Origin of the sequence: Streptomyces sp. NPDC006261, assembly GCF_040613515.1 — a bacterium.
Lineage (GTDB): Bacteria > Actinomycetota > Actinomycetes > Streptomycetales > Streptomycetaceae > Streptomyces.
Genome location: NZ_JBEXSI010000024.1, coordinates 69928 through 91036 on the forward strand (window position 1 = coordinate 69928; position 21109 = coordinate 91036).

A 21109-nucleotide genomic window follows, 5' to 3' on the forward strand; every position below is an offset into this window, starting at 1 on the left:
GACCTGAGACCGCCACTCTCTCAGCAGAAAGAGATCCTTTGTCCGTTTCGTGGTCATGGTCACAGGGGTTGATCTGCTCCCTACATAGGACAGACCGCCCCCCTGACCATGACGGGCGGATGCCTCAGCCGGAGACGCTCGCCCGGCCGTTCTCGATGTGCCCCATGAGCCGGCGCCGGAAGCCGTCCTCCCCGTCGGCCGTGACGGCGAGGTCGTACCAGCCGTGGGCGTCGGCCGCCGAGTGCACGACCGTACGGCTGCGGCCCGGCTTGACGGTGACGCGGCGGGTCCAGTCCCGCAGGTCGTCCTCGTCGACGTAGCCGAGCGGCCGGACCAGGAAGGCCAGCGGGTGGCGGCCGGTGTTGCGCAGGGTGAGGTGCACGTCGCGGTCGCGGGCGTCGATGCGGGTGGCGACCTCGGCGCCGCCTGCGGCCGGCCCGGCGAACTCGCGCCGGAAGCCGTTCGGCCCGGTGACCGTGAAGCGGTACGCCTGACCCGTCAGCGGTACGGTCCAGTGCGCCGAGCCGCGTACGTCCTGGTGGAGCGGGGCCGCGAACTCAGCGGCGTACGGGTAGAGCGTGAAGTGCGCCGACGACCGGCCGCTGTTCGCCAGCTCCACCCGTAGCCCGCCGTCGGCCGCCCGCCTGACCTGGGCATCCGGCTGGTACGGGAGCGCGCGCGCCGGGCGTGCGCCGGGCTCCTGCCCGGGGAGGCGCTGGACGGACGGCGGCTTCGGCTGCCAGCGGCCGCTGAGCGGCGGGATGGCGCCGGGCACCTGGACGGCGGGCTGACGCCGGGGCCAGGTGAAGTCGAAGGCGGAGGTGAGGTCGCCCGTGACGCGGCGCCGCCAGTCGCTGATGTTGGGCTCCTTCACGCCGGTCCAGCGCTCCAGGAAGCGGATCACCGAGGTGTGGTCGAAGACCTCGGAGCAGACGTACCCGCCGACGGTCCACGGCGAGACGACCAGCAGCGGCACCCGGATGCCGAGGCCGGTCGGGCGCCCCTCCCACTGCTCGTCGGTCACCTCGGGGGGTGCGACGGGCGGCGGCACGTGGTCGAAGAAGCCGTCGTTCTCGTCGTAGTTGATCAGTACGGCGGTGTGGCGCCAGACGTCCGGGTGCCGGCCCAGCGCGTCCAGGACCTTGTAGACGATGGTGGCGCTGTGCACCGGCGAGGAGACGCTCGGATGCTCGGAGTCGATCGCCGAGGGCACCAGGTAGGAGACCGCCGGCAGTGTCCCGGCCGCCACGTCCTTGGCGAACTCGTCGGCCAGCGTCCCGGTCGGGACCCGACGCAACCCCCGCTCGAACAGGCTCCGCTCCTGTTCGGTGAGCGTCGCGACACCCTCCTCCAGCAGCCCGAGGAGCCGGGTGCGCTCGGCCTTGGACGCGCCGCGGACCTCGGCGTAGAAGGATTCCATGTACGTGTGGCCGCCGGTCTTGCCCAGCGCCTTGCGGGCGATGGCCTTGAAGGTGGCGTAGAACTCGATCTGGTTGTCGGTGAAGTTCTCCCACTCCGTGTACGTCCGCCAGCTCCGTCCCGCCTTCTCCAGCCGCTCGGCGTAGGTGGACCAGTCGTAGCCGGGGTGGCTGCCCTCGCTGTACGCGTCGTTGCCGACGGCCCGCTTCCCGTTCGGCTCGAAGCCGGTCCTGCCGCTCCAGAGGTGGTTGCGGTTGGGGCTGGTGGAGGTGTGGATCGAGGAGTGGTACGCGTCGCAGACGGTGAAGGTGTCGGCCAGCTCGTAGTGGAGCGGGATGTCGCGGCGGTCGTAGTACGCCATGGTGGCCGCGGTCTTCGCGCTGATCCAGCCGTTCATCCAGCCGCCGCCCCATGCTCGCGCGCCACCGTTCCATGAGTGGTCGAGGGCGCCGATGTACTGGAGGTCCTTCTTCTGCTCCTCGGCCGCCCCGCGCACCGGGAACGGCAGGACGGTGGAGCCGGAGGGGCCGGGCTGTTCGAAGACGGTGCCGCCGGTGGGCAGCTCGATGGCGTTACGGTCGCCGAAGCCGCGTACGCCGCGCAGGGAGCCGAAGTAGTGGTCGAAGGAGCGGTTCTCCTGCATGAGGATCACCACATGCTTGATGGCTCCGAGCCCTCCGCCGCCGGACCCCGCGTGGGCGGGCTGCGCGGCGATGGCTGCCTGGAGCGACGGCGGCAGGAACGATCCGGCCGCAGCAGCGCCGAGCGCGCCCCCGCCGAGGGCGAAGAGCCGCCGCCGTGACATGTCCGTGGTCAAAAGAGCCTCCCGTTTTCGGTGGGTACAGCCGGGAAGCTAGTTGGGGCAGGTGGCGTCGGGAAGGACTGTGTACGGCCCGGTGGTGAACGTCCAAGAGGTCGGGCGAGAAGTCCAACCGGCCGTACGGGTGCCCCTCTCATCCCGGTGGGGCCAGCGACCCCTGGGGCGTACGACGGCGAAGGCGAGGACGCTCAGGAGGGGGGCGAAGGAGACGAGCTCGGCGGTGCCGGTACGCAGGGTCTCTCAGGATGGCTGAAGGGGCGGTGCGCCCGTCATACGGGTGCACCGCCCCTTCGGGGTGACGATCGGGTGATCAGCCTTCGGCGCCGAGCTTCTCCAGGATCAGCTCGCGCACGCGCGCCGCGTCCGCCTGGCCACGGGTGGCCTTCATGACCGCGCCGACGAGCGCGCCCGCCGCCGCGACCTTGCCGCCGCGGATCTTGTCCGCGATGGCGGCGTTGCCCGCGATGGCCTCGTCCACGGCCGCGGACAGCGCGCCCTCGTCCGAGACGACCTTCAGGCCGCGCTTCTCGACGACGGTGTCCGGGTCGCCCTCGCCCGCGAGGACGCCCTCGATGACCTGGCGGGCCAGCTTGTCGTTGAGGTCCCCCTCGGCGACGAGCGCGGCCACCCGGGCGACCTGCGCCGGGGTGATCGGCAGCTCGTCCAGACCGCGGGCGGTCTCGTTGGCGTTACGGGCCAGCTCGCCCATCCACCACTTGCGGGCCTGGTCCGAGGGCGCGCCCGCCTCGGTCGTGGCGACGATCAGGTCGACCGCGCCCGCGTTGAGGATGGACTGCATGTCGTGGGCGTTGACACCCCACTCCTCCTTGAGCCGCGCCCGGCGCAGCCGGGGAAGCTCGGGGAGGCCCTTGCGAAGCTCCTCGACCCACTCGCGGGCCGGCGCCACGGGCACCAGGTCCGGCTCGGGGAAGTAGCGGTAGTCCTCGGCGTTGTCCTTGATGCGGCCGGCCGTGGTGGAGCCGTCCTCCTCGTGGAAGTGCCGGGTCTCCTGAACGATCGTGCCGCCCGAGGACAGCACGGCGGCGTGCCGCTGGATCTCGAAGCGCGCGGCCCGCTCGACCGAACGCAGCGAGTTCACGTTCTTCGTCTCGGAGCGCGTGCCGAACGCCTCGCGGCCGTGCGGGCGCAGCGACAGGTTCACGTCGCAGCGCATCTGGCCCATCTCCATGCGCGCCTCGGAGACGCCGAGGGCCTTGATCAGCTCGCGGAGTTCGGCGACGTACGCCTTGGCGACCTCGGGGGCGCGGGCGCCGGCTCCCTCGATCGGCTTGGTGACGATCTCGATGAGCGGGATGCCGGCCCGGTTGTAGTCGAGCAGGGAGTGGGACGCGCCGTGGATACGGCCGGTGGCGCCGCCGACGTGCGTCGACTTGCCGGTGTCCTCCTCCATGTGGGCGCGCTCGATCTGCACCCGGAAGATCTCCCCGTCCTCCAGCTGGACGTCCAGATAGCCGTCGAAGGCGATCGGCTCGTCGTACTGGGAGGTCTGGAAGTTCTTCGGCATGTCCGGATAGAAGTAGTTCTTCCGGGCGAAGCGGCACCACTCGGCGATCTCGCAGTTGAGCGCGAGGCCGATCTTGATGGCCGATTCCACGCCGATCTCGTTGACGACCGGCAGCGCGCCGGGCAGTCCGAGACAGACCGGGCAGGTCTGGGAGTTGGCGTCCTGCTTCAGCTCCGTGGAGCAGCCGCAGAACATCTTGGTCTTCGTTCCGAGTTCGACATGGACTTCGAGGCCCATGACGGGGTCGTAGGACGCGAGCGCGTCCTCGTACGACACCAGGTCGGTGACAGTCACGGTGAAAACTTTCCCTCTCAGCCCAGCAGAACGTCGTCGTCGCCGAGACGCTTCAGTTCGCGATAGAGGATCGCGAGTCCGGTGACGATGGCGGCCGCGGAGACGGCCGCGTCGACGAGTCGCAGCACGTCGTTGTCCTCACGCGCGAGCCTCGCCTGCTTGGCGACGGTGATCGCGCCGAACGCGGTACTGCCGAGCGAGATGTACAGCCCGGTCTTGGACTTCTTGAAGTTACTGGCCTTCTTTGCCATGGCACTCACAGCGACGGAGCCTCCTCAAGCAGCGGGTGTCCCCACTTTTCCACGAAGGCGGCCTCGACGGCCGCTCCGACCTTGTAGAGCCGGTCGTCCTTCATGGCGGGGGCGATGATCTGCAGTCCGACCGGCAGACCGTCCTCCGGGGCCAGGCCGCAGGGGAGCGACATGGCGGAGTTGCCGGCCAGGTTCGTGGGGATGGTGCACAGGTCCGCGAGGTACATCGCCATCGGGTCGTCGGCGCGCTCGCCGATCGGGAAGGCGGTGGTCGGGGTCGTCGGGGAGACGATCACGTCGACCTGCTCGAAGGCCTTCTCGAAGTCCTGGGTGATGAGGGTGCGGACCTTCTGGGCCGAGCCGTAGTACGCGTCGTAGTAGCCGGAGCTGAGCGCGTACGTCCCCAGGATGATGCGGCGCTTGACCTCGTCGCCGAAGCCGGCCTCGCGGGTGAGCGCGGTGACGTCCTCGGCCGACTTCGTGCCGTCGTCGCCGACCCGCAGGCCGTAACGCATGGCGTCGAAGCGGGCCAGGTTGGAGGAGCACTCGGACGGCGCGATCAGGTAGTACGCGGAGAGCGCCAGGTCGAAGGACGGGCAGTCCAGCTCGACGATGTCCGCACCCAGCGACTTCAGCAGCTCGACCGACTCGTCGAAGCGCTGGAGGACGCCCGTCTGGTAGCCCTCGCCGCGGAACTGCTTGACGACGCCGACGCGCATGCCCTGTACGGAGCCGTTGCGCGCGGCCTCGACGACCGGCGGGACCGGGGCGTCGATGGAGGTCGAGTCCAGCGGGTCGTGCCCGGCGATGGCCTCGTGGAGCAGGGCCGCGTCAAGGACCGTACGGGCGCAGGGCCCCCCCTGGTCCAGGGAGGACGAGAAGGCGACCATGCCGTAGCGGGAGACGCCGCCGTAGGTGGGCTTGACGCCGACCGTGCCGGTGACGGCTGCGGGCTGGCGGATGGAGCCGCCGGTGTCCGTGCCGATGGCGAGCGGGGCCTCGTAGGAGGCGAGGGCGGCGGAGGAGCCGCCACCGGAGCCGCCGGGGATGCGGGTGAGGTCCCACGGGTTGCCGGTGGGGCCGTAGGCGCTGTTCTCGGTGGAGGACCCCATGGCGAACTCGTCCATGTTGGTCTTGCCCAGGATGACGACGTCGGCCGCGCGCAGCTTCTGCGTGAGCGTCGCGTCGTACGGCGGGACCCAGCCCTCAAGGATCTTGGAACCGACGGTGGTCGGCATGTCCTTGGTGGTGAAGATGTCCTTCAGCGCGAGCGGGACGCCGGCCAGCGGGCCGAGCTTCTCGCCCGCCTCCCGCTTCGCGTCCACGGCACGGGCCTGGGCGAGGGCGCCCTCACGGTCGATGTGCAGGAAGGCGTGGACCTTCTCGTCGACCGCGTCGATCCGGGCCAGGTGGGCCTCGGTGACCTCGACGGCCGTGAGCTCGCCGGAGGCGATCTTCGCGGCGATCTCGGCCGCGGTGAGCTTGATGATGGTGCTGTTGTCCGTCATGGCGGTTAGTCCTCCCCCAGGATCTGCGGCACCTTGAAACGCTGCTGCTCCTGGGCCGGGGCGCCGGAGAGCGCCTGCGCGGGGGTGAGCGACGGACGGACCTCGTCCGCGCGCATGACGTTGGTCAGCGGCAGCGGGTGGGAGGTCGGCGGTACGTCTTGGTCGGCGACCTCGGAGACGCGGGCGACCGCGCCGATGATGTCGTCGAGCTGACCGGCGAAGTGATCGAGCTCTTCGCCCTTCAGCTCCAGACGCGCCAGCCGGGCGAGGTGGGCGACCTCCTCGCGCGTGATGCCAGGCATGCAGCGATCCTCAGGGGTTGGTGTGTGGTTTTGGGCCCAATCCTATGGGGTCCGTCGAGGCCGGGTACCCCACCCCGATCGGCCCACCCGTTTCGGACGATTCCGGTACGGGGCCGGGGCCGGGCCTCGGACCGTCGACGGGTCGTACCGGGCCGCTGCCGGGTCCGCGCCTCAGGTCGTCGCCGGGCCGGAGACCGTGCGTCCCTGGGGGTGCTGCTCGGCGTCCGGCTTGCCGTTCGCCGCGGCGGCGGCCGCCTGGGCCTCCAGTTCGGCGGGGCGCCGCCAGCCGTGCTCGCCGCGCGCCCGGAGCCAGGCCGTCGTCTCCTGGGGCGGCATCGCGGCCGCCACCAGCCAGCCCTGCACCGCGTCGCACCGCAGGTCCCGCAGCCGCTCCCAGGTCTCGTCGTCCTCGACGCCCTCGGCGACGACGACCAGGCCGAGCGAGTGGGCCAGGTCGATCGTGCAGCGGACGATCTCCGCGTCCTCGTGGTCGACGGCGAGCCGGGCCACGAAGGACCGGTCGATCTTCAGCTCGCTCACCGGCAGCCTGCGCAGGTGGACGAGCGAGGAGTAGCCGGTGCCGAAGTCGTCCAGCGACATCTTCACGCCGTGCGCCGTCAGTCCGGCCAGGGTGTCGGCGGCCCGCTGCGGGTCCTCCAGCAGCACGTGCTCGGTGATCTCCAGCTGGAGCGCCGAGGCCGGGACACCGTGCCGGGCGAGCCGGGCGGCGACCCCGCCAGCGAAGCCGGGGGTGTGCACGTCGCGCGGGGAGACGTTGACCGCGACCGGCACGAACAGGCCCTGCGCCCGCCACCGGGCGACCTGCGCCAGCGCCGTCTCCAGGACGTACTCCGTGAGGTGCGGCATCAGCCCCGACGACTCCGCGATGGCGATGAACTCGTCCGGGGGGACCCGGCCGCGCTCGGGGTGCACCCAGCGCACCAGCGCCTCCAGACCGGCCACCTGCCCGTCGAAGCGGACCTTGGGCTGGTAGTGCAGCTCGACGTCGCCCGCGTCCAGCGCCCGGCGCAGATCGCCCAGGAGCCCGAGCCGGTCGGGGGTGTTGCCGTCCCGCTTCGACTCGTAGACCTCCACGCCCGTACGGTCGCGCTTGGCCTGGTACATCGCGACGTCCGCGCGGCGCAGCAGCCCCTCGGCGTCCAGCGCGTGGTCCGGGTAGACGGCGACACCGGCGCTGGCCTCCAGCACCAGGACCAGCCCGTCCAGGTCGAGCGGTGAGGACAGCTCGGCGACCAGGTGGCGGGCCACCCGCTGGGCGCTGGTGGTCGAGTCGGCCTGCGGCAGGAGCACGGCGAACTCGTCGCCGCCGAGCCGGGCCGCCTCGGCACCCTGCGGCAGGGCGAGCCGCAGACGTTCCGCTATCTGGAGCAGCAACCGGTCACCGGCGAGGTGGCCGAGCGTGTCGTTGACCGCGCGGAAGCGGTCCAGGTCGATCAGGACCAGCGCCGACCTGGTGCCCACGCTCTCGGCGTCCTCCAGGGCCGACCAGGTCCGCTCCAGCAGCCACTGGCGGTTGGGCAGGCCGGTCAGCGGATCGCGCAGCTGCTCCTCGGCGCGGGCGCGGGCGATCCAGAGCGTGGAGTCCAGGGCGATCAGCGGGACCGCGAAGAGCGGCAGCACGACGGGCATGGACATCGCGACGACGCAGATCAGCGGGGCGAGGCCGAGCAGGGCCACGGCGACGAGCCCCTGGCGCAGCAGGGCGGTGCGGGCGATGGTCGGCAGCCCGCCGTTCTGGGGCGCTCCGGCGTACCACAGCAGGACCCGGGTGACGAGCAGATACGTCGACGCCGTCAGGAGCAGCTCCGGCACGGCGGCGATGCCCCAGTCGAGTGGCAGCCAGGGCCTCTCCACGGACGGCACCTCACCGAACGCGGCCAGCACGAGGGCCGCCGCCGCGATGCCGAGGATGTCCACCGCGCCGTGCAGGAGCCCCTGCCACCAGCGGTGTCTGCGGGCGCTCCCGACGAGGACCACGACGACCAGGCTGACCAGGCCCGCGGGCAGCCAGCCGTAGAGCAGCAGCACGGCGAGGGTGAGGGCGGCCCCGGAGCCGGTCCCGCCCCACCATCGGTCGCGGCCGAGCGCGACCAGGTGGCCGACGATGATCCCGGTGAGCACGGCGATCGACCAGCCCACGGTGCCGTCCGGGAAGAGGGCGTGGCCGTCCTGCACGGTCCGGTAGAAGCCGGCCGCCAGCAGTAACGCGGCGATCCCGATGACGGCGGCGCCCACCGGGGACGTGAGGCCGACGAAACCTTGCAGCCGTGACACCGGGGCGGCGCTCTCGGTCGGTTTCATTCCGTCCCTCTCACAGCCGGCGGTGCCGAAGTCCCTCGGTGGCCCCCGCTCTCTTGCTCCCACGGCCCCGGGCGGGCGGCCGTGCACGGCAGGCGCTACCCCTCAACAGTAGGCCGCGAAGGGCTCCCAGGGGCAGCGCTCTACAGCTCTTGCCGAAGGCGAACCGACGACCCGTCACCATCTGCTATGCGCCGAACGGGTGACGCCGGTGGGCCGTTCGGGGTCCGGCCGCCCCTTCTTCGCCCCTCTGCCCCCTTTCTTCCCCACCCCGGGCGCGCCACGCCGGGCCCGCGTCTCGAAGTCGTCTCGATCCGGCGAACAGCGATGTGCGGAAGTGGCGGGCGCGTCGCAGGGGACGGGCGGTCTACTCGGGCGAGGCTTCCGCGGCCGCCTCCGGCGCGGCTTCCGGGGCGGCTTCCGATACGGGCAGGGCGGCCTCCCGGGCGGCGTCGGGGCCCTGCTCGAGGAGGACGGCGAACCCGTCCTCGTCCAGCACGGGGACCTTCAGCTGCATGGCCTTGTCGTACTTGGAGCCGGGGTTGTCACCGACGACCACGAACGCGGTCTTCTTCGACACCGACCCGGTGACCTTCGCCCCGAGGCTCTGGAGCGCCTCCTTGGCGCCGTCCCGGGTGTAGGCGGTGAGGGTGCCGGTGACGACGACGGTGAGCCCTTCGAGGGGGCGGGGCCCCTGCTCCTCGTCCGAGCCCTCGTCGGCCATCCGGACCCCGGCCTCGCGCCACTTGCGCAGGATCTCGCGGTGCCAGTCCTCGGCGAACCACTGCTTGACAGAGGCGGCGATGATGGGGCCGACGCCGTCCGCGTCGGCCAGCTCCTGCTCGGTGGCCTCGTCGATCCGGTCGACGGAGCGGAACTGACGGGCCAGCTCCTGGGCGGCGACCGGCCCGACGTGCCGGATGGAGAGCCCGGTGAGGATCCGGGCCAGCGGCGCGTTCTTCGCGGCGGCGATGCCCTCCAGCATGGCCACCGCGTTCTTCTTCGGCTCGCCCTGCTGGTTGGCGAAGACCGTCGCGATCTTCTCCTCACCGGTCTTGGGGTCACGCTTGGGCAGCCCGCTGTCCTGGTCCAGGACGTACGCCCGGATCGGCAGCAGCTGCTCGATGGTGAGGTCGAACAGGTCGCTCTCGTCCCGCAGGACCGGCTCGGCGGGCTCCAGGGGCCGGGTCAGGGCGGCGGCGGCCACATAGCCGAAGTGGTCGATGTCCAGGCTCTTGCGCCCGGCGAGATAGAAGACCCGCTCGCGCAACTGGGCCGGGCAGGTGCGGGCGTTGGGGCACCGGAGGTCGATGTCGGCCTCCTTCATCGGGCGCAGCTCCGTACCGCACTCGGGGCAGTGCGTCGGCATCTCGAACGCCTTCTCGGTGCCGTCACGCAGGTCGACGACGGGGCCGAGGATCTCCGGGATGACGTCGCCCGCCTTGCGGATGACCACGGTGTCGCCGATGAGGACGCCCTTGGCCTTGACCACGTTCTGGTTGTGCAGGGTGGCGAACTCGACCTCGGAACCGGCCACTTCGACCGGCTCGACCTGGGCGTACGGCGTGACGCGGCCGGTGCGGCCGACGCCGACGCGGATGTTGACCAGCTTGGTGTTGACCTCTTCGGGGGCGTACTTCCAGGCGATGGCCCAGCGCGGGGCGCGCGAGGTGGAGCCCAGCCGGCCCTGGAGCGGGATCTCGTCGAGCTTGACGACGACCCCGTCGATCTCGTGCTCCACGGAGTGCCGGTGCTCGCCGAAGTACGCGATGAATTCCCGTACGCCTGCGAGGGAGTCGACGACCTTGTTGTGCTGGGCGGTGGGCAGGCCCCAGGTGTGGAGGAGCTCGTAGGCCTGGGAGAGGCGGTCGATGGTGAGGCCCTCGTGGGCGCCGATGCCGTGCACCACCATGTGCAGCGGGCGCGTGGCGGTGACCTTCGGGTCCTTCTGGCGCAGCGAACCGGCCGCCGCGTTACGCGGGTTGGCGAAGGGCTTGTCGTCGGCGGCCACCAGCCGGGCGTTCAGCTCCTCGAAGGCCTCCATCGGGAAGAAGACCTCGCCCCGGATCTCCACCAGCGCGGGGATGTTCTCGCCCTTGAGGCGGTGCGGGATCTCCGCGATCGTGCGGATGTTGGGCGTGATGTCCTCACCGGTGCGGCCGTCGCCGCGGGTCGCCGCCCGGGTCAGCCGGCCGTGCTCGTAGGTGAGGTTGACGGCGAGGCCGTCCACCTTGAGCTCGCAGAGGAAGTGGTGGCCGGGCGTGCCGACGTCCTTGGCGACGCGCTCGGCCCAGGTGGCCAGCTCCTCGTCGTCGAAGGCGTTGTCCAGGGAGAGCATCCGCTCCCGGTGCTCGACGGAGGTGAACTCCGTGCGGTAGGGCCCGGCCACCTTCTGGGTCGGGGAGTCCGGGGTGCGCAGCGCCGGGTGCTCCTCCTCCAGCGCCTCCAGCGCGCGCATCTGCCGGTCGAACTCGGCGTCGCTGACGACCGGCTGGTCCTTCACGTAGTACCGGAAGCGGTGCTCCTCGACCTTCTCGGCCAGCAGCGCGTGCTCCTCCCGCACGTCCGCCGGAACCGAGCTCTCCTGTTCCACCCGCTGTTCGCCGACCATCGTCCCGTCCTCCCGTTTGCCCGTCGTCCCGTCACTCAGGGTTGTCCGCGAGCGACCTCGCCGCTCGGGCGCTGTGGGCGAGCGCGGTGCGGGCGTAGGCGGGCGACGCACCCGCGAGACCGCACGACGGGGTGATCGCGACGGACTCGGCGAGAGTCCCCGGATTCAGCCCCAGCCTGCTCCACAACGTCCTGACCCCCATGACGCTACCGCCCGGGTCCGACAATCCGTCCGTGGCGGCGTCCGTGGACGGCACCACTCCGAGAAAGAGCTGCGTGCCGCCTTCGACCGCTTCCCCGATCGTCTCTTCCTCACGCTCCGTGAGAAGGGAGAAGTCGAACGAGATTCCGTCCGCCCCGGCCCGGCGCAGCAGCGCGAAGGGCACTTCGGGCGCGCAGGAGTGGACGATCGTCGTGCCGTCCTCACCCGCGACGGCGAGGACGTCGCGCAGGGCCGACTCGACGACCTGGCGGTCGACGGCCCGGTAGGTGCGGTAGCCGCTGGCGGAGCGGACCCGGCCCAGCAGGACGGCGGTCAGGGAGGGTTCGTCCAGTTGGAGGACCACTTCGGCCCCGGGCATCCGCCGCCGTACCTCGGCGAGATGGGAGCGGAGCCCCTCGGCCAGCGAACCGGCCAGGTCGCGGCAGGCACCGGGGTCGCCGAGCATGGCCTCGCCACCGCGCAGTTCCAGGCCGGCGGCAAGCGTCCACGGACCGACGGCCTGGACCTTGAGCAGCCCCTCGTACCCCTGGGTGAACTCCTCCAGGGCGTCCAGGTCCTCGCCGAGCCAGGAGCGGGCGCGGCGGGTGTCGCGGCCGGGGCGGTCGCTGATCCGCCAGCCGCTCGGCTCGACGTGCCCGTACATCTCGACGAGCATGCCGACGGTCCGGCCGATCATGTCGGCCCCCGGTCCACGCGCCGGCAGCTCCGCCAGGTAGGGCATGCCCTGGCCGTCGGCGAAGGAGCCGGCGACGGTCTTCGCCGCCTCCCTCGCGTCTCCCCCGGGCATCGACCCGATCCCGGTCGCCGGGCACCCGCTCAACTTGCTCTTCTCGCTCACGCCGGAAGCCTACGGTCCCGGGTGGGGCACCCGCGCGACCGGGCTTCAACGGCCCGGGCGGACGGTGGGCTTCAGCGGCCGGGGCGGACCGTGAGGTCGTTCACCTCGGCGTCGCGGGGCAGGTCGATCGCCATCAGGATCGTGGTGGCCACCGACTCGGGGTCGATCCAGCGGGCGGCGTCGTACTCCTTGCCCTCCTGCTGGTGCACCTTGGCCTGCATGGGGCTGGCGGTCCGGCCGGGGTAGACGGTGGTGACCCGTACCCCGTTGACGTGCTCCTCGTGGCGCAGCGAGTCGGCGAGCGCCTTGAGGCCGTGCTTGCTCGCGGCGTACGCGCTCCACCCGGCGTGGGCGGCGAGCCCGGCGCCGGAGTTCACGAACAGGACGTGGCCCTGGGCGGCGCGGAGCTGCGGGATGAGGAGGCGGGTGATCTCGGCGGGGGCGATGAGGTTGGCGTTGAGCTGGAAGTGCCAGGCCTTGGGGGTGAGCTCGCCGACCGTGCCGAGCTCGACGACGCCCGCGATGTGCAGCAGGGTGTCGATCCGCTCGGGCATGGGCTGCTGGCCGAACGCCCAGGAGAGCCGGTCGGGGTTGCCGAGGTCGCCGACGAGGGTCCGCGCGCCCGGGTAGCGGTCGGCGAACTCCTTGGCGCGGCCGGCGTCACGGGCGAGCAGGACGAGGTCGTCGCCGCGCTCCAGGAGGCGGCGGGCGACAGCGGCCCCGATGCCGGAACCGGCGCCGGTGATGAGGTGGGTAGGCATGGGGCGATCCTAGGCCGGGGGCCCTCACCGGAGACCGGCGGACTCCTCCAGATACGCCAGCGCGCCGACGCCGTCCTTGGCGAAGAAGACCAGGTCGGTCAGGGGCACCGGGAGGAACCCCTCGTCCTCCATCCGCTGGAACTGCTCGCGCAGCCCGTCGTAGAAGCCGGCCGTGTTGAGCAGGACGACCGGCTTGGTGTGCTTGCCGTGCTTCTTCAGCTCCAGGATCTCGGTGGCCTCGTCCAGCGTCCCGGTCCCGCCGACCATGATCACGATCGCGTCCGACTTCTCCAGGAGGAGGGCCTTGCGCTCGGCGAGGTCACGGGCGATCACCATCTCGTCCGCGTCCCCCCGCGCCTTCGCGGCGAGGAAGTCGACCGAGACCCCCACGAGCCGCCCGCCCGCCGCCTGCACGCCGTCCGCGACGACCTTCATCAGGCCGCTCTCCGACCCGCCCCACACCAGAGTGTGCCCGCCTCTGCCGAGCAGTTCGGCGAACTCCCGGGCGGGCACGGTGTAGCGGGCGTCGAGGTCGGCGGCGGAGAGGAAGACGCAGATGTTCATGGAGCCACCGTACGACCCGGATCGGACATTCCCCCGTTGTGGGGAAGGTCCGGCGGGCGGGGAAGATTCCGGGCCCGTACGCCGCTGAGAGAGGCATGACTTCCACCCGAGGACACCACATCACCGTCGAGCCGGGCACCGTGCACGTCAGGGCGGTGCACGAGGGCCAGGTGCTGGCCGAGAGCCGCCGTCCCCTCGTCCTGCGCGAGACGGGCTGCCCGGACCGCTACTACCTGCCGCCCGAGGACGTCCGTACCGAGCTGCTCACCCCGTCGGACACCACCACCCACTGTCCGTTCAAGGGGGACGCCTCCTACTGGTCCCTCCCCGGCGCCGCCGATCTCGTCTGGGCCTACCCGGACCCCAAGCCCGAAGTCGCCGCCGTCAAGGACCACTTCTGCTTCTACGAGACGGAGCCGGTGACCGACTGACCTGCGGCAGAGCTCCTTCGGCGGAAGTTTCTGCCGTCCGGGCGATGAGTTTTCCGGTCCGCCCCGGTCTCCCCTCCCATGGACAGGATTCTCTCCGCCGACGGCACGCCGATCGCCTACCGCCGCCAGGGCGAGGGGCCACCGCTGGTGCTGGTCGGCGGGGCTCTGAGCACCGCGGCGACCGACGCGCCCCTGGCCGCCCTGCTGGCGCCGCGCTTCACCGTGGTCACCTACGACCGCCGGGGGCGCGGCGCCAGCGGTGACACCGGGGACGAGGGCGCGGGGGCCGTCTCCGTGCGCCGGGAGATCGAGGACCTGACCGCCGTCGTGGGTGCGGCGGGGGCGGGCGCCTCCGTCTTCGGCATGTCCTCGGGCGGCGCGCTGGCCCTGGAGGCGGCCGCCGCCGGGCTTCCCGTCGGCCTGCTCGCCGTCTACGAGCCGCCCTACACCCCCGGCGCCTCCGGTCTCCGCTTCAAGGCCCGCTGCACGGACCGGCTGCACCTGCTGCTGGCGGCCGGGGACCGGGCCGGGGCGGTGGAGCTGTTCCTCACCGCGACGGGCGTCGACGCGGCGACGGTGGACCGGATGCGGCGCGCACCCCTGTGGGCAGGCCTGGAGGCGCTGGCGCACACGCTGGCGTACGACGACGCGATGCTGGGCGACGGGGCCGTTCCGGCCGAGCGGTTCGCCGCCGTCACCGCCCGCACGCTGGTGGTCTGCGGCGGCTTCAGCTCGGCCAGGGCCCGGGCGTCCACCCGGACCCTGGCCGAGGCCCTGCCGCGCGCCCGGCACCGCACGCTGACGGGCCAGATGCGCGAGGTGGCACCGCAGGTGCTCGCCCCGGTGCTGGCGGACTTCTTCGCCCGGGACGTGTACGTACGCCAGGCGTCGTGAGCCCGGGGCCTGTCAGCCGGCCGGCACCCGCTCGCGGCGCACGGTCGTCGCGATGGTGGCCGAGCCGACGACCCGGGTGCCGTCGTACAGGACGACCGCCTGGCCGGGGGCCACGCCCCGGACCGGCTCGGTGAAGGTGACGTGCAGCTCGGACCCGTCCACCAGCTCGGCCGTCACCTCGGTCTCGCTGCCGTGGGCGCGGAGCTGGGCGGTGTACGTCCCCGGGCCGGACGGGGGCGTTCCGCACCAGCGCGGCTTGATGGCGGTCAGCGAGGTCACGTCGAGGGCCTCGACGGGGCCCACGGTGACCGTGTTGTTCACCGGGGAGATGTCGAGCACGTAGCGCGGCTTGCCGTCGGGGGCGGGGTGGCCGATCTTCAGGCCCTTGCGCTGGCCGATGGTGAAGCCGAACGCGCCCTCGTGGGTGCCGAGCTTCGTGCCGGTCTCGTCGAGGATGTCGCCCTCGGCCGGGCCACCGAGGCGGTTGGCCAGGAAGCCCTGGGTGTCGCCGTCGGCGATGAAGCAGATGTCGTGGCTGTCGGGCTTCTTGGCGACGGCCAGGCCCCGGCGCTCGGCCTCGGCGCGGATCTCGTCCTTGGTGGTGAGGGTGTCGCCGAGCGGGAACATGGCGTGGGCGAGCTGCCTGTCGTCCAGGACGCCCAGCACATAGCTCTGGTCCTTGGCCATGTCGGAGGCGCGGTGCAGCTCACGGCTGCCGTCCTCGGCGAGCACGACCGTGGCGTAGTGGCCTGTGCAGACGGCGTCGAAGCCCAGGGCGAGTGCCTTGTCCAGGAGCGCGGCGAACTTGATCTTCTCGTTGCAGCGCAGGCAGGGGTTGGGCGTGCGCCCGGCCTCGTACTCCGCGACGAAGTCGTCCACGACGTCCTCGCGGAAGCGTTCCGCGAGGTCCCAGACGTAGAACGGGATACCGATGACGTCGGCGGCACGGCGCGCGTCCCGGGAGTCCTCGATGGTGCAACAGCCGCGCGCCCCGGTCCGGAAGGACTGGGGGTTCGCGGACAGGGCGAGGTGGACACCGGTCACGTCGTGGCCGGCTTCGGCGGCGCGAGCGGCGGCGACGGCGGAGTCCACGCCGCCCGACATCGCGGCGAGGACACGCAGGGGGCGCTGGGAAGTCTGAGTCATAGCCCCTCCAGGGTACGGGTCGCCGGGAACCGAACGCTCGCGGATAAGCGTTGACGATCACATGGGGAACAACGGGAGCACCGGGGCGTCGGACAAGCCCTCAGACACGTCGTCACGCAGGGCTTCGCGGAAGAAGCCCTCCGGCGGCGTCAGCAGGCGCGCGCTGCTGATCGGCGGCGGTGTGGTCGCGGCCGGCACCGTCGCCGTGCTCGTGCGCGACGAGGTGAAGCAGGCCTGGTGGCGGGTGCCGGGCGTGGAGAAGCCCCGCAAGGCCGGTGAGCTGGACTACGGGGCCGCCACCTGGGTCGCCGCCTCCGAGGCGAACTGGCGGCGGGCGGACCGCCCGGACGACTTCCGGATCGACCGCGTGATCATCCATGTCACCCAGGGCAGCTTCGACAGCGCGGTACGGGTCTTCCAGGACCCCGCCCACCGGGCCGCGACGCACTACATCGTGGGCCAGGACGGGCGGGTGGTGCAGATGATCCGCGAGCTGGACGTGGCGTACCAGGCGGGGAACCGCTCCTTCAACGAACGGGCGATCGGCATCGAGCACGAGGGGTTCGTGGACCGGCCGAAGGACCTCACCAAGGCGATGTACGAGTCGTCGGCGCGGCTCACGGCGTCGATCTGCGCGCGGTACGACATACCCATCGACCGGGAGCACATCATCGGGCATGTGGAGGTGCCGGGCACCGACCACACCGACCCCGGGCCGCACTGGGACTGGGACCGCTATCTCAAGCTGGTGCGGCGGGCGGCGACGGCACCGCCCTCCCCCACGCCTTCGGCCTCGACGTCGGCCTCGGCTTCGGTGAAGGCGGAGTAGCCGCCCTCAGCTCAGTCCGGCCGTCCGCGCCCGCTCCACCGCCGGGCCGATCGCCTGGGCGAGCGCCTTGACGTCCTCCTCGGTCGAGGTGTGGCCGAGCGAGAAGCGCAGGGTGCCCCGGGCCAGGTCCGGGTCGGTGCCGGTGGCCAGGAGTACGTGGCTGGGCTGGGCGATCCCGGCGGTGCAGGCGGAGCCGGTGGAGCACTCGATGCCCTGGGCGTCCAGGAGGAGCAGGAGGGAGTCGCCCTCGCAGCCGGGGAAGCTGAAGTGGGCGTTGGCCGGCAGCCGTCCGGCCGGATCCGGGTCGCCGCCGAGGACGGCGTCCGGGACGGCGTGGCGCACGGCGGCGACCAGGTCGTCCCGCAGCCCGCCGACGCGCCCAGCGAAGTGCTCGCGCCCCTCGGCGGCCAGCTGCCCCGCCACCGCGAAGGAGGCGACGGCGGGCACGTCCAGGGTGCCCGAGCGCACGTGCCGCTCCTGGCCGCCGCCGTGCAGAACGGGTACGGGGGTGTGGTCGCGGCCCAGCAGCAGCGCGCCGATCCCGAACGGGCCGCCGATCTTGTGGCCGCTGACCGTCATCGCGGCCAGCCCGGAGGCGGCGAAGTCCACCTCCAGCTGACCGAAGGCCTGCACCGCGTCGGCGTGCATCGGGATCCCGAACTCGGCCGCCACCGCCGCCAGTTCCCGTACCGGCATGATCGTGCCGATCTCGTTGTTGGCCCACATCACGGTGATCATCGCGACGTCGTCGGGGTCGCGGAGGATCGCCTCGCGCAGGTCTTCCGGGTGGACCCGCCCGTAGCGGTCGACCGGGAGATGGTCGACGGTCGCGCCCTCGTGCTCGGCGAGCCAGTCGACGGCGTCCAGGACGGCGTGGTGCTCGACGGGGCCCGCGAGGACCCGGGTGCGGCGGGGGTCGGCGTCGCGGCGGGACCAGTAGAGACCCTTGACGGCGAGGTTGTCGGCCTCCGTACCGCCGGAGGTGAGGACCACCTCGCTGGGACGTGCGCCGAGGGCGTCGGCGAGGGTTTCTCTGGACTCCTCGACGGTACGGCGGGCCCGGCGCCCGGCCGCGTGCAGGGAGGACGCGTTGCCGGTGACGGAGAGCTGGGCGGTCATCGCCTCGATCGCTTCGGGAAGCATCGGCGTGGTCGCGGCGTGGTCGAGGTAGGCCATGGTGGGGCCGATTCTACGAGCCCGGGGCGGGGCGCATGGCGGGCGCGTCACGGTGCGGTGGCCGCGCACGCCCGTACGGGGGTGTGGGGACCCGCCCGGAGCCCGGTGGCGGACCGGGCGGAGCGGCTCGGGGCGCCCGCGTCAGGCGCCGAGATTCCAGGCGACCGTGCCGTTGACGGTGACCAGGACGGCCAGCACGACGAGGTCGGCGACGCCGAGCGCGAGGCCGAGGCAGGCGCGGCCGGGACGGCGGGTGCGGCGGGCCAGGGAGAGCAGCGCCATCACGATCGCGGTGGGGCCGAGAAGCAGGTTGAAGGCCAGCAGGCCGACGAGGCCGAGGACGAACGAGGCGACGGCAAGACCGTCCGCCTCCCGGCCGGTGGCCCGGCGGGGCGCGGACTCCGGAGCCTGGCCGGGGGCCGCCTCGGGGGCCGCGCCCCGGTCGATGACGGGACCCGTACGGCGGGCACGGTCGATGAGGGTGAGAGTCATGGTGCGAGCTCCTTCGGATCGGTCCGGGTGCGGCAGGCTCGGCGGGTGCTGGTGCGGGCGCGCGGGTGGAGGGGTGGGCGCGGGTCAGCGGGTGCGGCGCGCGTGGCGCTCCCGCGCGGCGAAGATCAGCAGCCAGCAGCCGATCACGGCCGCGACGGCCAGCGAGACCGGGAGGGGGAGCTGGGCGACCGCCCCGAGGACGATTCCCAGCAGCAGCAGCGCGGCGACGAGGACAAGCACGGCGGAACCTCTCTGTGCGGAGACTGCTAAGACGAAAGCCGTTCGGAGTACGAGTGTTCACTGACTTGCCAGCCTAAACCTCTGACCCCTTCCTTGGCTCGGAGAACGGTTGTTTACTGAATGGCATGAGTCACACCGCCGGAATCCGCCAGACCCAGAAGCTGAAGACCCGCCAGGCCCTGCTGGACGCCGCGCTCCTGCTGCTGGAGCACCAGAGCCTGAGCAGCCTGGGACTGCGGGAGGTCACCCGGGCCGCCGGAGTCACCCCCACCGCCTTCTACCGGCACTTCGTGGACACCGCCGCGCTCGGCGTGGCCCTGGTGGAGGAGACGCTGGGCAGCCTGCACGGGCTGATCGCCGCGGTACTCGCGGAAACGGGCGACAGCGAGGAGCGGCTGGACCGCAGCGTGGAGGTGATAGCGCGGCACGTGGGCGCGCAGCCCGCCCACTTCCGGTTCATCGCCCGGGAGCAGCACGGTGGGGTGGGTCCGGTGCGCGAGGCCATCGCGGCGCAGTTGTTCCGGTTCGCGGAGGAGGTGGCCCTCGCGCTCGGCCAGGAGCCGGGGTCGGCCGGGTGGAGCGAGGATGACCTGCTCATGCTGGGCGGGTTCTACGTGGACCACATGGTGATGACCGCGTCGGCGCTGCTGGACGCGGGGCCCGAGCACGAGCGGGCCGTGGTCCGGCAGGCTCGGCGACGGCTGCGGCTGGTCTCCATCGGCCGCGCCCACTGGCTCGACGAGGCGCCCGCCCCGGACTGAGCCGGGCCGGGCGCGCGAGGCGTCGTACGCGTACGCCCTGCCCGGCGGGGCGGCGTACCCCTCGCCAGTCGCGTGCGTAGGGCTACTCGGCGCGCGGAGCCTTCGCCAACTGGCGGGACTGGGCGACGAGACGGCCGGCGCTGTCCCAGACCTCGGCGTCCTCCTCCAGGAAGCCGCCGGCGAGGTTGCGGGTGGTGATGGAGACGCGCAGCGGGCCCGGCGCGGGGCGGCAGCGGATGTGGGTGGTGAGCTCCACGGTGGGGGTCCAGCCGGTGAGGCCCAGCTCGAACGAGGTCGGCGGCAGGGCGTCCACGGTGAGCAGCAGGGAGAGCGCGTCGGGGTCACGGCCGTCCGCGAGGCCGAACCAGCCGCGCATCTCGCCCTTGCCGGACGGGGCGCCGACCGCCCAGCCGACGGTCGCCGGATCGAGCTTGATGTCGAGGCGGTCGGTGATGGCGGAGCTGCCGGGAATCCTGGGCGCGCCGTCACTCGGGCCGAGGCAGTGGTCCCGGTCGGGCATGGCGGGCGGCAGGGCGGTGGTACGTACGTCGTCGGGGAGGGCATCCAGGTCGCCGTAGGTGGCGAGGACCCGGATGCGCTCGATCTCGCTGCCGTCCTCGGCGTACTGGAAGAGGGAGGCCTGGCCGGTGGAGAGGGTGCGGCCGGTACGGACGGTCTGGGTCCGGATCACCGCGGGGCCGGGGACGGAGGCGGTGAGGTAGTGCGCGGAGACCGAGAACGGGTCGGAGTGCGGCAGCGCCTCGCCCAGCGCGCGGCCGAGGAGGGCCAGCAGGTAGCCGCCGTTGACGGCGTGGATGATGGTCCAGCCCGCGGAGAGCTCGGCGTCGTAGACGCCTTCCTCGCGCAGGGTGACCGCGGTGTCCCGGTCGAACTCGCTGTCGCCGATGGTTGCCCGGGCGGTCTGCGCCGCCGCCTCTGTCGCTGCCTGTGCCATGGCATGCACGGTACATGGACTGCATTACTGAGCGGTAGCTTTTCGGCGCGCCGATCCCACGCCGTGCCCACCCGAGAGGGACTAGGCCTCCTCAGCCCGCGCCGAGGAACGGTTGTACGCGCGGGGCGCCCGCCAGTGGAAGCGCAGGGCCAGCAGGCGGAGGGTGAACGCGGCGATGACCGCCGTACCGCTGGTGAAGGCGTTGAGGGTGTCGAAGCGAATGCACAGGACGACCATGGTCGCGCCGACGATCGCGGGCACCGCGTACAGGTCGCGGTCCCAGCGCAGCAGCGAGGGCACCTCGTTGGCCAGCACGTCCCGCAGCACACCGCCGCCGACCGCCGTGGCCAGCCCCAGGGCCGCCGATGACGTGAGCCCGAGGCCGTACTCGTACGCCTTGACCGTGCCGGTCACACAGAACAGGCCGAGGCCCGCCGCGTCGAAGACGTTGACGCCGACCTGGATGCGCTCCACGTGCGGGTGGAGGAAGAAGACCAGTACGGCGGCGAAGAGCGGGGTGATGAAGTAGCCGAGGTCGGTGAAGGCGGCGGGCGGGATCGCGCCGATCATCACGTCACGGAACAGCCCTCCGCCCAGCGCTGTCACCTCGGCGAGGACCGCGATGCCGAAGACATCGAAGTTCTTGCGGACGGCGAGCAGCGCGCCCGAGATCGCGAAGACGAATATCCCGACGAGGTCGAGCGCATGCTGGACGGAGGGCGTGAACAGTTCGGTGAGCACCGGACAATTG

The 21109-nt window shown here is 72.1% G+C and carries 20 protein-coding genes; 4 read left to right on the plus strand and 16 right to left on the minus strand.

Annotated elements, in window-relative coordinates:
- Nucleotides 1-124 precede the first annotated feature (124 nt).
- The 10 genes from ABZ154_RS17890 to ABZ154_RS17935 form a co-directional block, all read right to left on the minus strand.
- On the minus strand, nt 125-2236 hold the full coding sequence (locus ABZ154_RS17890) for a phosphocholine-specific phospholipase C (RefSeq protein ID WP_356833613.1): 2112 nt from the start codon (nt 2234-2236) through the stop codon (nt 125-127).
- Nucleotides 2237-2549: 313 nt separating this feature from the next.
- Nucleotides 2550-4058 carry an Asp-tRNA(Asn)/Glu-tRNA(Gln) amidotransferase subunit GatB gene (gatB, locus tag ABZ154_RS17895; RefSeq protein WP_356833615.1) on the minus strand — a complete coding sequence of 503 codons (1509 nt, stop codon included), beginning with the start codon at nt 4056-4058 and terminating at the stop codon, nt 2550-2552.
- A 17-nt stretch (nt 4059-4075) separates the two neighbouring features.
- Nucleotides 4076-4309 carry a hypothetical protein gene (locus ABZ154_RS17900; protein WP_030589646.1) on the minus strand — a complete coding sequence of 78 codons (234 nt, stop codon included), beginning with the start codon at nt 4307-4309 and terminating at the stop codon, nt 4076-4078.
- Between the two features lie 5 nt (nt 4310-4314).
- Nucleotides 4315-5817 (minus strand): Asp-tRNA(Asn)/Glu-tRNA(Gln) amidotransferase subunit GatA, encoded by a 1503-nt coding sequence (gene gatA, locus ABZ154_RS17905; RefSeq protein ID WP_356833617.1) that lies wholly within the window; start codon nt 5815-5817, stop codon nt 4315-4317.
- A gap of 5 nt (nt 5818-5822) precedes the next feature.
- A complete protein-coding gene (gatC, locus tag ABZ154_RS17910) occupies nt 5823-6119 on the minus strand; it encodes an Asp-tRNA(Asn)/Glu-tRNA(Gln) amidotransferase subunit GatC (protein ID WP_003966094.1) in 297 nt (98 codons plus the stop codon).
- A 171-nt stretch (nt 6120-6290) separates the two neighbouring features.
- A complete protein-coding gene (locus ABZ154_RS17915; RefSeq protein ID WP_356833619.1) occupies nt 6291-8441 on the minus strand; it encodes a bifunctional diguanylate cyclase/phosphodiesterase in 2151 nt (716 codons plus the stop codon).
- Nucleotides 8442-8805: 364 nt separating this feature from the next.
- Nucleotides 8806-11049 carry an NAD-dependent DNA ligase LigA gene (ligA, locus tag ABZ154_RS17920; RefSeq protein ID WP_356833621.1) on the minus strand — a complete coding sequence of 748 codons (2244 nt, stop codon included), beginning with the start codon at nt 11047-11049 and terminating at the stop codon, nt 8806-8808.
- A 31-nt stretch (nt 11050-11080) separates the two neighbouring features.
- Nucleotides 11081-12109: a methionine synthase gene (locus tag ABZ154_RS17925; RefSeq protein WP_356833623.1), complete on the minus strand. Its 1029-nt coding sequence runs from the start codon at nt 12107-12109 to the stop codon at nt 11081-11083.
- Between the two features lie 71 nt (nt 12110-12180).
- Nucleotides 12181-12870, minus strand: coding sequence for an SDR family oxidoreductase (locus ABZ154_RS17930; protein WP_356833625.1), 690 nt, complete (start codon nt 12868-12870; stop codon nt 12181-12183).
- A gap of 24 nt (nt 12871-12894) precedes the next feature.
- Nucleotides 12895-13434 (minus strand): TIGR00730 family Rossman fold protein, encoded by a 540-nt coding sequence (locus ABZ154_RS17935; RefSeq protein WP_356833627.1) that lies wholly within the window; start codon nt 13432-13434, stop codon nt 12895-12897.
- A gap of 95 nt (nt 13435-13529) precedes the next feature.
- On the opposite strand from ABZ154_RS17935, the gene ABZ154_RS17940 reads away from it, so the two are divergent.
- Nucleotides 13530-13865 carry a DUF427 domain-containing protein gene (locus tag ABZ154_RS17940; RefSeq protein WP_356833629.1) on the plus strand — a complete coding sequence of 112 codons (336 nt, stop codon included), beginning with the start codon at nt 13530-13532 and terminating at the stop codon, nt 13863-13865.
- A 78-nt stretch (nt 13866-13943) separates the two neighbouring features.
- Nucleotides 13944-14759: an alpha/beta fold hydrolase gene (locus tag ABZ154_RS17945; RefSeq protein ID WP_356833631.1), complete on the plus strand. Its 816-nt coding sequence runs from the start codon at nt 13944-13946 to the stop codon at nt 14757-14759.
- Nucleotides 14760-14771: 12 nt separating this feature from the next.
- Here ABZ154_RS17945 and mnmA read toward each other — a convergent pair whose 3' ends face one another.
- Nucleotides 14772-15905: a tRNA 2-thiouridine(34) synthase MnmA gene (gene mnmA, locus ABZ154_RS17950; protein ID WP_356833633.1), complete on the minus strand. Its 1134-nt coding sequence runs from the start codon at nt 15903-15905 to the stop codon at nt 14772-14774.
- 61 nt (nt 15906-15966) lie between these two features.
- On the opposite strand from mnmA, the gene ABZ154_RS17955 reads away from it, so the two are divergent.
- Complete coding sequence (locus ABZ154_RS17955; protein ID WP_356833635.1) at nt 15967-16734, plus strand: peptidoglycan recognition family protein; 768 nt, start codon at nt 15967-15969, stop codon at nt 16732-16734.
- A gap of 6 nt (nt 16735-16740) precedes the next feature.
- Here the strand turns inward: ABZ154_RS17955 and ABZ154_RS17960 are convergent, their stop codons facing one another.
- The 3 genes from ABZ154_RS17960 to ABZ154_RS17970 form a co-directional block, all read right to left on the minus strand.
- The gene (locus tag ABZ154_RS17960) at nt 16741-17910 is read right to left on the minus strand and encodes a cysteine desulfurase family protein (protein ID WP_356833637.1); all 1170 of its coding nucleotides are present in this window, start codon (nt 17908-17910) and stop codon (nt 16741-16743) included.
- Nucleotides 17911-18051: 141 nt separating this feature from the next.
- Nucleotides 18052-18402 carry a hypothetical protein gene (locus ABZ154_RS17965; RefSeq protein ID WP_356833639.1) on the minus strand — a complete coding sequence of 117 codons (351 nt, stop codon included), beginning with the start codon at nt 18400-18402 and terminating at the stop codon, nt 18052-18054.
- A gap of 84 nt (nt 18403-18486) precedes the next feature.
- On the minus strand, nt 18487-18642 hold the full coding sequence (locus tag ABZ154_RS17970) for a hypothetical protein (RefSeq protein ID WP_356833641.1): 156 nt from the start codon (nt 18640-18642) through the stop codon (nt 18487-18489).
- Between the two features lie 125 nt (nt 18643-18767).
- On the opposite strand from ABZ154_RS17970, the gene ABZ154_RS17975 reads away from it, so the two are divergent.
- On the plus strand, nt 18768-19403 hold the full coding sequence (locus ABZ154_RS17975; protein WP_356833643.1) for a TetR family transcriptional regulator: 636 nt from the start codon (nt 18768-18770) through the stop codon (nt 19401-19403).
- A gap of 82 nt (nt 19404-19485) precedes the next feature.
- Here the strand turns inward: ABZ154_RS17975 and ABZ154_RS17980 are convergent, their stop codons facing one another.
- Together ABZ154_RS17980 and ABZ154_RS17985 are read right to left on the minus strand one after the other, a co-directional pair.
- Nucleotides 19486-20358, minus strand: a complete 873-nt coding sequence (locus ABZ154_RS17980; RefSeq protein ID WP_356833645.1) for a thioesterase family protein — start codon at nt 20356-20358, stop codon at nt 19486-19488.
- Between the two features lie 81 nt (nt 20359-20439).
- The gene (locus ABZ154_RS17985) at nt 20440-21099 is read right to left on the minus strand and encodes a trimeric intracellular cation channel family protein (RefSeq protein WP_356833647.1); all 660 of its coding nucleotides are present in this window, start codon (nt 21097-21099) and stop codon (nt 20440-20442) included.
- Nucleotides 21100-21109: the final 10 nt, after the last annotated feature.